We start from the raw sequence: 12280 nt of genomic DNA, 5'->3' as shown, positions 1-12280 counted from the left end.
ATTAAATAGTGGTGGTACGGTAGTATTTCTTCACGTGCTCAGTCAGGCGATAACCTGTGCCCTCAGGCTCCGCTGGAGCTGCCAGCGTTTCAATTTTATCCTGTACCACAGGCGCCGCTTTCAGCGCAAACAAGCCTGCAGCGGCCACACCTAAACCACCCAGCAAGCTACGGCGTTTAATTTTTTGATCCATGTTCGTCTCCGATGTCGACAACTAAACCTGGAGACTGATTGAAAAGCGATCAAGGATTGATCGCTGAAACCGGTATGGTAAGTATGGCAAAAACACTCAAACCAGTTTCGCAGCTTATTTCCTCTCTGAAAAGGAGGAAAGCAAGTGCGCGCGTCTCCGAACTTTCAGCAGTCTACTCCATTCAAAAAAAAGATTCCCGACAGGAAAATCAATATTTAATACTGTTTAACATTTGCAGAGCAAAAATTTTTTATTACAACAAAAAAATAAGTAGTAACCCTTATTCCATGTCAAAAGATTGCATTTCCACATCAAAGAAAACTTTTGCCAACTGCGCCAGGCTTGCATAAAAAGAAGCCTGCGGATGCGCGATAATCGCGTCGCACATCGTTCCCACCCAGCTTTGCATGTGTGTCGCAAAAAACTGTTTTTGTGTTGCCAGATTAGCTTGCAAAATGTCGTCCGATGCGATCAGGTAACGCATCACTTCACACAGCGAGGCAATATGATCCTCAGACTCGACAATATGTTCCGCACGTTCCAGCCCCAGATTCTGCAAATCGGTTCGCAATGCGGCCAGCGGCTTTTCCATCAGAAAACCACTGAGGTAATACGAACCGTACAGCAAAACCTCAGGCTTACCGGTACCTACAAAAAGCTGTTCATATTCATCCCGAACCGATTCTGCATCGGACTTTCTTGCTGTCTCTATGAAATGCGTCCAGGCCTCACCCAACACACCCTCGCCATTGGTTTCTGCGCTACTCAGCACTTGCAGCAAATCCTTTGATGGCGGCGCATACATCAGGGTAGCAAGCAGGCCGTATAAATCCGCGCGCGCCGTTTCTTCGCCCTGATCGGCAGTTTCAAATTTAATCTGTGTTTCCATTTTTCTGTATTTCCGGTAATCGTCTTAGTGCGGACGCTGCAAATCAGCAGCACTCATCATATCGACAACGCGACAATCAGGGCACATACGAATGCGATCGAGATGTCCTGCAAATGCGCTATGCGCCCCAAGTTTTTGCAGCATGGTTTCTATCATCTGCGCTGTCGCAAACGGCTTGCTGCAGCGTATGCAGTGAAATGGCTGCGCTTCATTTAACACACGTACCTGCTTGGCGGCCTCGGTCAGCAGCAGCCTCGGCGTCAGTGTTATTGCGTTTTCCGGGCAAGTATCCTCACACAAACCACATTGCACACAATTGCGCTCAATAAAACGTATCTGAGGAGAATTGGCATTGTCCATCAAAGCTGAACTTGGACACGCACCTACGCACGACATACACAAAGTACAGGCGTCCTTATTGATCGCCACTGATCCATACAAAGATCCGGCAGGCAAAGCAACTTCATCGACCGCGGCCGGTGCATGCCTGAGCAGATGATCGAGCGCAAAGTCCATGCTGACGCGCTTATCTTGCGCGACATTAAACAATGCTGGCGGTGGCACTTGCGCAGGCTTTAATGCATACAAAAACGACGACAATTCAGCGGATGAACCTGTTTCCAACAAATGAATATGCTGCCCCTGATAACCGAGTCCGGACAAAATCGCCTGCGAAATCTGTATCTGTTTTTGCAGAGCAAGGCGATATTCTGGCGCCTCTTCATCCGTCAATAAAATCGCGACAGAAGCAGCGCCGTAACAAATCGCTGACAACCAGATTTCTATGCCTGTCGATGCCGTATGATGCAGCGCCATCGGAATCACCCGGGCAGGCAAACCACGCCCACCCGCCTGCGCAGACTGACCTGTCTGCTGAATTAAATCAGCACCGGCTTCTTTACTATGGAAAAGAATTGCCGGCGCCTTACCACCTGCTTTAGCATACGCCGACAACATTGTTTTGATATGCAGGCCAGTGTCGGGCGCACGCATATAGGCGTAGCTCATCGCACCGGTAGGACAGACCGTGGTGCAGGCACCGCATCCGGCACATAAATTTGGATTGACCGATACCTTGTCACCCGCAGCCGATATTGCGTCCGTTGAGCAAACATCCAGACAGGCATTGCATCCCAACTTACCGCTGCGACTATGGGCGCAGAGTTTTTCTTTGTAGACAAAAAACTTAGGCTTCTCAAACTCACCGATCAACTGTGACAATTTCAACACCGCATCAAACTGTGCCGCTACATCATTGCCCGGAGCAAAATACCCTTGAGGCTTATCCGACATAGAGAACAAAGCTTGTCGTGACAAATCTAATATCAGATCACACGCGGTATCACGGACAACCGCCATACGCTCAAAATCAATCGCACCGATCACACCGCAAGCCTTGACGCAATCACGATGATTACTGCATTTATCCAGATCGATCTGGTAACTGAAGTCGATCGCATTTTCCGGACAAACATCAATACAGGCGTTACAACGGGTGCAGGTTTCCAGATCAATCGGATTGCTTTGCTGCCAGCTCACTTCAAACTGCCCGAGGAAGCCGCGCAACTTGATCGCACTACCAGACCAGACGGGGAACGTCCGGTCTGCCAGTCGCTCACCATGTGCCGCGCCCTCTGTCAGCAAAACGCTCACCGCCATTTGCGCAGACAAGCGATGCGCCCACGGCAGGGCAACATCTGCGGAACCGATAATCAACAGACTTCCCTGCGACTGATAATTCACCGTCGGTACAGGTTCGGGCGCAGGCAAACTAGCCGCCGCCAGCAAGGCGGCCATTTTTGGCAGGCTGTACTTGCTTTCCTCTGACCATCCGGCACTCTCGCGTAAATTCACAAATTTTATTGGCGCAACACTGGTTTGCGCCAACTCAGAAAACAAAGCACGCTCCTGAGTACAACCGACGATCACGTCATCAACGCCTTGCACCGCACTTAAAAAATTCCCGACTTCGCGGCGACATAACATATCGCTGACCTGCACATGTTCCGCACCAATTGCCTGCGCTAATTGCGCGGCTGCAGCAGCATTTAAAGGCAGGGTTTTATTACAACTACAAATTTTTATTTGCGGATTCATTCTGATCGCTCTCATCATTATTTTGCTGCATTATTTTGCTGGCCAATTCGGTACTCTGCGGGACTGGTGATACCAGATCTGACAACGGCAATTCGACTGGCGCAGGCTCAGCCACAATACCCGCAACCAACGCACTTGGTTCCGCTTCACTGTCAATGCTCGTCGCTTCATCCGCAACAGGATCAGGATCGAGCAAACGCTGCAAACCTTGTTCCAGATGTGCCAATGGATTCAGCAAGGTCTTGGCATGCAACAAAGACTCCAGCATTCCAGGCGGTAATGGGTCGGCTTTACCGTAATCATCAATATAAATATCCAGGCCATCCATGACATTGAAGTGAGGATTGGAAAACAGTTTTTTCATCGCAGAGCGTCGCACCGACTCATCGACATCTTTCGCCATAAAGCGTGAAAAATCAGATTCATCGCGCAACGCTGCCACATCAGCCATATCAGGCACCTTATCCTGCTCTCTTTCTGCGACTTGTTCCGGTGTTTTTCCTGGGTCGCTTGCGTCAGCAGTGGTCACGACAGCCAATTGCTCCGGGCGCGCATCAGATACGGCTTCCTGAGTCACCTCCTTCTCAGCGCCACGCTTACTCCAGCGGCTGAAAAAATCGCTGGCGGCCATATCAGTTTATCTTCCTGTTAACGGATGCTTCAGCAAGCGCCATTTTCTGAACGCCTTCGCCACCCTCGAAGGATGGACGTTTACGAGGTTTTTTACCTTCGTAGCGGAAATACTGCTGCGTGTATTCGGCAAGCCAGGCGGCAACGTCTGTTGATAAAGGCAGAATATCGACTTGTTCACCGCCGTCTATTTGCCGCGCCGCCTCATCATAGGAAAGTGAAACAGATTTAGGTACGGCCAACTCGACGCCATCAACTTCTTCCATGCGCCACATCACGAACCAGCATGGTGTTTCAGAGCTGAGATTCAGAAAATAACCAGGTGTTTCATCAACATGTAAGGTCGCTGAAAAGCCGGGAAACAGCCAGCGCTGCTCACCATCACCATTCATCAACTGATGTATTTTGGCATCCGGGGTATCAGCCAGAATTTCCAGTGGCTTCCATTGAAATGGCTGCCACCGGTTATTCATCGGCATACGCTGCATGATCACACTCAGCGTAAAGGGTAGCTCGGTATTTTTTTCCATCGTGCTGGTATTATAGAGAAACAGAGTTAAGTTTCGAGAATAAGAATCCACCATCCCCCATGCAAGCCCCCCTCCCCGTGCGCGATGGCATCGCGCCAAGTTATTTATGGTTACCTGAAGGCCAGTGGAGCAACATGATCAGCTTCCTGACCTCGCATTTCCCAGATGTAGGAGAAGCGACCTGGCTTTCTCGCATGGAAAGAAATGAAGTAGTCGATGCGCATGGTAACCCATTACAAAAGAACAGTTTAGCCAAGCGTGGAATGTGTATTTTTTACTATCGCGAAATCGATAGTGAAACCATTATTCCATTTGAAGCGCACATCCTGCATCAGGATGATCACTTACTGGTCGTCGACAAACCGCATTTTTTACCGGTCACGCCTGGTGGACGCTTTTTGCAGGAAACGCTGTTAGTCCGTCTAAAAAAGAAAACCGGCTTGCAACAGCTAACCCCGATACACCGCTTAGACCGGGAAACAGCGGGCGTGATCCTGTTCTCACACAATCCCGAAACCCGTGGCAAATATCAGGCGCTATTCCAGAAGCGCAACATAACAAAGACCTATCATGCTTTGGCGCCGGCCTTACCCGCGCAAACATTTCCTCTTATCCACCGCAGTTGCATGACCGAAGGTGAGCGTTTTTTTACGATGCGTGAAAGCGATGGCGCAATCAACTCCGAAACCCTGATTGAGATTGCAGAACAACGCGGCGATATGAATCTGTATCGGTTAACACCCGTTACAGGGAAAAAGCACCAACTGCGGGTACATATGGCGAGTCTGGGAGCACCGATAGTAAACGACAGCTTTTATCCCATCGCACAAGCTTGCAAAGGCGACGACTTCAGCGCACCTTTGCAATTACTGGCAAAGAGCATCGCTTTTGATGATCCACTGACCGGCGAACGTCGGACATTCTCAAGTCATCGCGAACTTTAAGCATGCAACGAATAGTCGCTCAGGGACAAATCTATTGACATCAAAGCGTCATAAGGCTAATATGTCGGTCTTCGGAGTGTGGCGCAGTCCGGTAGCGCACCTGGTTTGGGACCAGGGGGTCCAAGGTTCGAATCCTTGTACTCCGACCAGAATTTTAAAAATCATATAATTGATTTTTCATCTTGAAACGATACTATTTAAGTATCAGTGAAAAGATAAATGCAGTTTAGTTTTTCGGAGTGTGGCGCAGTCCGGTAGCGCACCTGGTTTGGGACCAGGGGGTCCAAGGTTCGAATCCTTGTACTCCGACCAGTTTAAAAGGATCGTTGATTTTCAACGATCCTTTTTTCTTTTTGCGTCAGCTTATATATCAATTGCCACATATCCCCGCTCAGCAATTCACTTGCAGGATAAAGCAGAAACAAAATAAGTCTGCGGTTATTTGGGGAATCTGACCAGTAGTCGTACATCGCCACCTACTTTCGCCACATCGTGAAACAGCAGTTGCGGCGCCTGGTCAACATGCGTCAACACTGGCAGCGCGAACATACCGGCCCCCTCTCCCAATAATTTAGGTGCCAGATAGATCAGTAATTCATCTACACAACCGGCAGCAATCAATGCGCCATTGAGTGTCGCACCAGCTTCCACATGCAATTCATTGATTTGTCGTCGCCCCAACTCAAGCAGCAATGATGGCAGGCTAACCCGCTCACTTGCATCAGGCAAACATAGCACTTCCATTCCCAATGCCTCTAGCGCCAGACGCTTTGGCAGGTCGTCAACCGCACAGATCACCAAAGCACCACCGCCTTGCAGTATTTTTGCAGATACGGGGATTCTTAAATGCGAATCCAGCACGATGCGTAAAGGCTGACGCGGCGTATCAATGCCGCGCACATTCAGCAAAGGATCATCTGCCAATACCGTGCCGATACCTGTCAGTATCGAATCTGCGCGGGCGCGCCAGGCGTGGCCATCGTGTCTGGCCTCTGCGCCGGTTATCCACTGACTCCGGCCATTTGGTAATGCGGTTTTTCCATCAAGACTCGCCGCGGCTTTCATGCGCACCCACGGCTTGCCAGTTTCCATGCGCGTAAAAAAACCGATATTCATCTCGCGGGCGCGATCCGCCAGATCAGCGTGAGTCGCACACTCTACTTCGATACCCGCCGCCTGCAATATCGCCAATCCACGTCCCGCAACTTGCGGATTGGCATCACCAACAGCCGCCACAACCCGCGCCAGCCCGGCATCGACCAGTGCGTTTGCACATGGCGGCGTGCGCCCATAGTGACTGCAAGGCTCCAACGTCACGTACGCAGTTGCACCCCGGACATCCATACCATTGGCAGCCGCATCGCGCAGCGCCTGAACTTCTGCATGCGCCAGCCCCACCGGTTGGGTCCAGCCGCACCCAATGACAACACCGTCGCGCACAATAACGCAGCCGACTTTAGGGTTCGGCGAAGTCTCGATGGTAGCGCGGGAGGCGAGCTCCAGCGCCACCTCCAGCCAATGACGATCTGTTTTTTTATCTACGCAAGACATCCATATCCACCAATGTGATCAGGTGTGCTGAATACTGATGCTCGGAAATTTACTGGTCATGTCTTTCGCCTTTTCAGCGACTTTTACAGCCAGTTTGCGGGCAATTTCTTTGTAGATTTGTGCAGTTTTTCCATCTGGATCAGCAACCACGGTTGGCTTTCCAGAATCGGCCTGTTCACGTATCGCCATCGTCAATGGCAAACCACCCAGAAAATCGACACCGTAATCCGCACACATTTTCTGGCCACCACCCTCACCGAAAATCGCTTCTGCATGTCCGCAATTGGAGCAGATATGCGTACTCATATTTTCGATGATACCCAGAATAGGAATGCCGACTTTTTCGAACATTTTCAAACCTTTGCGCGCATCCAGCAACGCAATGTCCTGCGGTGTTGTCACTATCACGGCACCAGTCACCGGCACTTTCTGCGACAAGGTCAATTGCACATCACCAGTACCAGGCGGCATATCGACAATCAGATAATCCAGATCGCGCCAGTTGGTCTGTTCCAGCAATTGCTGCAAGGCCTGCGTGACGATAGGGCCGCGCCAGACCATAGGCTCGTCCGGATCAATCATAAAACCGATGGAGGACACCTGCAGTCCGTGATTCTCCAGCGGCTCCATCGTTTTACCATCCACAGTCTCTGGGCGACCATTAATCCCCATCATCATTGGTTGCGACGGGCCATAAATATCCGCATCCAGAATACCGACCGCAGCACCTTCAGCGGCCAGCGCCAGCGCGAGGTTTACCGCTGTCGTCGATTTGCCGACACCGCCCTTACCTGACGCTACCGCAATAATGTTCTTCACATTCGGCATCAGTTTGATGCCGCGCTGAACTGCATGCGCGACAATTTTCGATGTCACATTAACGCTGACATTACCGACACCCGGTAATGCACGCACAGCGGCAATCACACTCTTGCGTATCAGGTCAAACTGACTTTTTGCCGGATAACCCAACTCCACATCGAGGCTCACATCATCGCCATCGAGCTTGATGTTTTTCGCGGACTTGCTCTTAATCAGGTCAAGCTGGGTATTAGGATCAATCACTTTTGATAAAGCATTTTTAATATCGTCAACGATCAGTGTCATGTCATTCTCCATTCAATGTCCGCAAGTCTAGCGCAAAACGTGAAAAGACTGCGGATAGCCCTGCGCAAAGACTGAGTTTTAGCCCCTGCGTCAAATGCAATTCTGATGATGAAAGTCTGAAAAAAATCAAAAAGGAAAGACAAGGCTGGAACTCATCTCAAGGACGAACGACCGATGCCTGCAGATATCGCCGATCACAGGTATGCTGAAAGCATTCCACGCATTGCATTGTTTTCAAAGAGAACCTATGAGCAATTACCCGCTGACCTTGCTGTACGATGAATCCTGCCCTTTGTGCAAACTCGAAATCGATAACCTGAAGGCGCGCAACGATAAAAATTTGCTGAAATTTGTTGATATCTCTGGCAAAGACTTCGACACCAGCTCCTACGGCATACCGCAGGCAGAACTGATGCGCATAATCCATGCGATCAAACCCGATAACAGTATCGTGACCGGTGTCGCCGTTTTCCGGCTGGCTTATGAAGCCATCGGACTAGGCTGGATCACAGCGCCAACCGGATGGCCGCTGCTAAAGCCCTTGTTTGACTGGCTTTACATTCGCGTCGCTGACAACCGCTACCGTCTGTCAAGCCGCGTGACCGGATACTTATTCGAGGTGGCAGCGAAACGCGCGGAAAAACGCAGCCGCAGATGCAAAGATGATCAATGCTCTGTGAAATAATGCTAGCGATGGCAACACCAATTTAAGGCGAGGAACATTGATCCACACGGACATCAACAGCCAGGCGTACGACGGAGAACCGGCGAAAAAACCGCCACCGCATACAGCAATACGCGCCCCCAGAACGTCGGGCCAATAATTTTTTGCCGCATCAGCCCTCTGACACGCTGCCAGCGTGACAGATGATCAAATTCGGCCAGATAGGTGAGCGTCGATGAAAACTTTGCAGGAATAACTGGAAATTGTGCAGTGAACAGTTTTGCCTGGCGTATCGCATCCTGTAAATTTTTACGGGCCAGCTGTAATTTTCTGCGTGGAGAAAATAGTTTCTCCCAAAAACTGCTGACACTGGCACCGACCTGATTATTATCATGCTGGCGATAAAACATGGTTGCCTGACCGACATGGCCGATATGCCCGAAAACACCGGCCACCAGCATCAGCCACCAGTCATGCATCACAGCGCCATCAGGCACCGGCGCGGCCATTTCCAGCAAACGACGATTCAACATCATGGTGCAACCGGGCGCCACGTTATACAGAAACATGGACTCTGGGCGGACGTAGCCGACCGGATCAATTTTCTGATACGCAAAAAAAGAAGGAGAAATCACATTGAGCTGATGATCCGTAACCGCCAGATCGGTGAACACCAGCAGTGGTACTTCCGCCCCGAATTGGCGTTCGAGCTCCTGCATTTTCTGAAAACTCAGGGCGATTTTATTGTTGTGCCAGACATCATCCTGATCAGCCAGCATGACGTAGGCAGCATCCGTGTGCGCCAGCGCATGATTAAAATTGTGAATGACACCGCGCTGGTGATTGATGTGCAATTGCACCTGAGTATGTGTGTTGCATATATTTCTCACGATCTCTGCGGTCGCGTCTGTCGAAACGTTGTCGGAAACAATCAGCTTACCGAGCGAGGCACCAACAGCAGACACGTCATTGGCAAAAATCGAATCGATCTGAGCGGAGATGTATTTTTCTCCGTTATATGAAGCTAAAGCAATATCTATCGTCGGCATGGGGTGGCGCGGGAAAAAGTAAGATCAACAAGTAACGGTACAGACTACGGTGAAAGAATGCGTAAAAAAATCACCATAAAACAATACCTTTTTTTCTTGCTGCGATAATCATTGCAACGGTAATCAGCATTTCCGTTAAATACAGACTAATGATCAAACCTGTCGATTGATAACGATACGTCAGATAGCAGGCATACAGCGCGTGCAGCGGCCCGGCAACCAGATAGATTTTACTCAGTATCCTGCTTTCACCAACAGCAAGAAAACGCCACTGAGAAATAATCGTCGCAAAGCCAATCACCAGCGGCAGAAAAGCAAGCGCCTTCAGATACATTGCTGCTGGTGCAAAACTTACGCCAAGGTAGCGCAATGCAATGACGTCGGCAAAACAAAACAGGACAAGCCCTCCCGCCAACTGCACACCTAACAGTATGTAGGAACCACGCCGGATCAGGGAGCGCGACTCGTCGCTTTTATCGGACTCTTTATGTAGTGCGGCGATACGGGGAAACAAGGCGGCAGCGATAGGCTGAATGAAACCTTGAGCAGCGACGCGGATTTTATCGGTCGCTGCAAAATAGGCGACCTGATCGGCACCGGCAAATAGCTTCAATAAAATGATATTGATCGTCGTATAAAAGCTGGTGGAAATATTCGACAAAAAGACTGGCCACCCCTCTTTTAACATCCCCCATATGCTGCGCAAACTGATATTGGCACGCACCAGTATCTTAGTTTGCCTCGCGTAGTAAAAGGACATCACGGCGGCGACAACGCCCGGGATGTTTTGCAGCACCGCTGCCATCACCAGATCATCTGTCGTTTTAACCAGAACAAAAACCAGCGGCAAAGGCAGCAGGCGCGATGTGGCTGTAATCAGGGCGAGCGCCCGCATTCTCTCTAAGCCCTGAAATAACCAGGTCGGAAAAAGTGCATTGCCTAAAACGCCGATAAAGCATGCGAGGAACAACACTGCGTGCTGCTGCACGTCTGCAAAAACGGCAATCAGCAGCAGACAAGCCAAGCCGCCTGCGGCAGACAAAATCAATTTCACGGCCAGCGTATTCGCAACGACGCCGGAAACAGCAAGCTTATCTCTACTATTAATCGCAATCAGTCTGGTTGCCGTAATCCCGAAACCATAATCCGTAATCAAAATAAAATACTGTATCACTGCCTGGGCAAAACCCAGAGCGGCAAAGTCCGGCACACTTAACACCCGCGTCAGATAAGGGAGAGTCACCAGTGGCGCCAGATAAATCAGGCCCTGTACAAAAACGAGGTAAAGAATATTTTTTGTTATCGATGTCATTATTAAGATTAGCGTCACCGGGCTATCACCGATCTCTCGGCACATGAGAGACGTGATCATACCTTGTCACAGAGCCTGCAATATTGCTCCTGGAAAAAAAACTGCCATTTTTTTCTTCCACTGAAAAACTTTACATCGATTTGTCCCAAAGCAAAGGAAAAAACGGCCCGGACTCAGGCAGCTTGTTAAAATACAGTCTTCCTTCGCATTTAGTCCACCAGGCGCATGAATACGTACCTGGTGGTCGCTACCAATCTATGTCTACGCCTTCCAACCTGTCGCCCTCCCTGCCTACCATCGTTGATACGGCTGCCGGTCATTTAAAAAACATACTGCTCACAGCGTTTGAGCACAGCCCGGAAAAAACTGCCGTCATCGTTTATGATCAGAATTCACCTCTGGCAACGATATTGACGGCGGCTTACCGCGCCTGCCTGCCAACGGCCACCTACATAGACTTTGATGCGGTTGTACCGGCATTCATTTTACAAACGCTGGAGCAATTGCAAGCGTCAGATCTGGTCATACTGATTCAATCGACGAATTTCCGGCTTGAAGCTTATCGTTTGCGTGTGGAGCTGTTTAAAAAAGGGCTGAAAGTAATAGAGCATCCGCATCTTGGCCGTATGGATGGCAAGGAAGTGGATTATTACATTGACTCTCTGGCATACGATGCTAGGTATTACCGGGTTGTGGGTCGAGCGCTCAAAGCAAAAATTGACAAAGCCAGCAACGGCGTTATCGACAGTGGTGGCGAACAGCTTATTTTTGGCGGCAAGTTTGAATCCGCCAAGATGAATATCGGCGACTATCGTGAAATGAAAAACGTCGGTGGCCAATTTCCTATAGGTGAAGTGTTCACCGAATCCGTTGATCTCGAAGCAGTGAACGGACGCGTACGGATTTTTGTGTTTGGCGACACCACATTTACTGTCAATCGACCGGAAAAACCGATCACACTGATTGTCAGTAAAGGCCAGGTCGTCGATGCGCTTGATTCCACGCCGGAATTTGACCGCGTGCTGGCCAATATCCGTGCGGATGATGGCGTGATCTGGGTCAGAGAGCTGGGGCTGGGAATGAACCCCGCGTTTTCCAAAGACCGTACCGTACGTGACATCGGCACCTATGAACGCATGTGCGGCATTCATCTGTCATTAGGATCAAAACATGGCAGTTATGCGAAACCGCATATCAAACGGGGCGAAGGCCGACACCATGTCGATGTATTTGCCATCACTGAATCAGTCAGACTCGATGATGAGGAAGTCTATCGTGATGACGCATGGGTCGTCTGACACAGACGATACTCGA

General features: G+C 50.0%; 12 protein-coding genes and 2 tRNA genes. 5 read left to right on the top strand and 9 right to left on the bottom strand.

Features of this window, described 5'->3' with window-relative positions:
- Nucleotide 1: 1 nt before the first annotated feature.
- From H8K26_RS13115 to H8K26_RS13095, 5 genes are all read right to left on the bottom strand, one after another.
- Complete coding sequence (locus H8K26_RS13115) at nt 2–193, bottom strand: hypothetical protein (RefSeq protein ID WP_186898038.1); 192 nt, start codon at nt 191–193, stop codon at nt 2–4.
- Between the two features lie 280 nt (nt 194–473).
- Complete coding sequence (locus tag H8K26_RS13110) at nt 474–1082, bottom strand: TorD/DmsD family molecular chaperone (RefSeq protein ID WP_190480083.1); 609 nt, start codon at nt 1080–1082, stop codon at nt 474–476.
- Nucleotides 1083–1106: 24 nt separating this feature from the next.
- On the bottom strand, nt 1107–3179 hold the full coding sequence (locus H8K26_RS13105) for a 4Fe-4S binding protein (protein WP_190480081.1): 2073 nt from the start codon (nt 3177–3179) through the stop codon (nt 1107–1109).
- The gene (locus tag H8K26_RS13100; protein WP_190480079.1) at nt 3154–3810 is read right to left on the bottom strand and encodes a DUF3306 domain-containing protein; all 657 of its coding nucleotides are present in this window, start codon (nt 3808–3810) and stop codon (nt 3154–3156) included. The genes H8K26_RS13105 and H8K26_RS13100 overlap by 26 nt, the downstream gene beginning before the upstream one ends.
- 1 nt (nt 3811) lies before the next feature.
- A complete protein-coding gene (locus tag H8K26_RS13095; RefSeq protein ID WP_190480077.1) occupies nt 3812–4339 on the bottom strand; it encodes a DUF3305 domain-containing protein in 528 nt (175 codons plus the stop codon).
- 59 nt (nt 4340–4398) lie between these two features.
- Between H8K26_RS13095 and H8K26_RS13090 the strand changes: the two genes are divergently transcribed.
- From H8K26_RS13090 to H8K26_RS13080, 3 genes are all read left to right on the top strand, one after another.
- A complete protein-coding gene (locus H8K26_RS13090; protein ID WP_190480074.1) occupies nt 4399–5283 on the top strand; it encodes an RluA family pseudouridine synthase in 885 nt (294 codons plus the stop codon).
- A 72-nt stretch (nt 5284–5355) separates the two neighbouring features.
- Nucleotides 5356–5432: transfer RNA gene (locus H8K26_RS13085), tRNA-Pro, on the top strand.
- A gap of 86 nt (nt 5433–5518) precedes the next feature.
- Nucleotides 5519–5595 (top strand) — tRNA-Pro (locus H8K26_RS13080).
- 126 nt (nt 5596–5721) lie between these two features.
- On the opposite strand, the gene ribD is transcribed toward H8K26_RS13080, so the two are convergent.
- Nucleotides 5722–6834 carry a bifunctional diaminohydroxyphosphoribosylaminopyrimidine deaminase/5-amino-6-(5-phosphoribosylamino)uracil reductase RibD gene (gene ribD / locus H8K26_RS13075; RefSeq protein ID WP_190480072.1) on the bottom strand — a complete coding sequence of 371 codons (1113 nt, stop codon included), beginning with the start codon at nt 6832–6834 and terminating at the stop codon, nt 5722–5724.
- Nucleotides 6835–6852: 18 nt separating this feature from the next.
- Nucleotides 6853–7941, bottom strand: a complete 1089-nt coding sequence (gene apbC / locus H8K26_RS13070) for an iron-sulfur cluster carrier protein ApbC (protein WP_190480070.1) — start codon at nt 7939–7941, stop codon at nt 6853–6855.
- Between the two features lie 247 nt (nt 7942–8188).
- Between apbC and H8K26_RS13065 the strand changes: the two genes are divergently transcribed.
- Nucleotides 8189–8626 carry a thiol-disulfide oxidoreductase DCC family protein gene (locus H8K26_RS13065; RefSeq protein WP_190480067.1) on the top strand — a complete coding sequence of 146 codons (438 nt, stop codon included), beginning with the start codon at nt 8189–8191 and terminating at the stop codon, nt 8624–8626.
- Between the two features lie 53 nt (nt 8627–8679).
- Here the strand turns inward: H8K26_RS13065 and H8K26_RS13060 are convergent, their stop codons facing one another.
- Nucleotides 8680–9654, bottom strand: coding sequence for a glycosyltransferase family 2 protein (locus H8K26_RS13060; RefSeq protein ID WP_190480066.1), 975 nt, complete (start codon nt 9652–9654; stop codon nt 8680–8682).
- Between the two features lie 70 nt (nt 9655–9724).
- On the bottom strand, nt 9725–10966 hold the full coding sequence (locus H8K26_RS13055; RefSeq protein WP_190480064.1) for a flippase: 1242 nt from the start codon (nt 10964–10966) through the stop codon (nt 9725–9727).
- A gap of 257 nt (nt 10967–11223) precedes the next feature.
- Here H8K26_RS13055 and H8K26_RS13050 point away from each other — a divergent pair, with 257 nt between their 5' ends.
- Entirely contained in the window at nt 11224–12264 is a 1041-nt protein-coding gene (locus tag H8K26_RS13050; protein WP_190480062.1) for a M29 family metallopeptidase, read from the top strand.
- Nucleotides 12265–12280 lie beyond the last annotated feature (16 nt).

Origin of the sequence: Cognatundibacterium aquatile (genome assembly GCF_014699135.1) — a bacterium.
GTDB classification, from domain to species: domain Bacteria; phylum Pseudomonadota; class Gammaproteobacteria; order Burkholderiales; family Burkholderiaceae_D; genus Undibacterium; species Undibacterium aquatile.
This window is presented reverse-complemented; position numbering and strand designations above follow the sequence as displayed.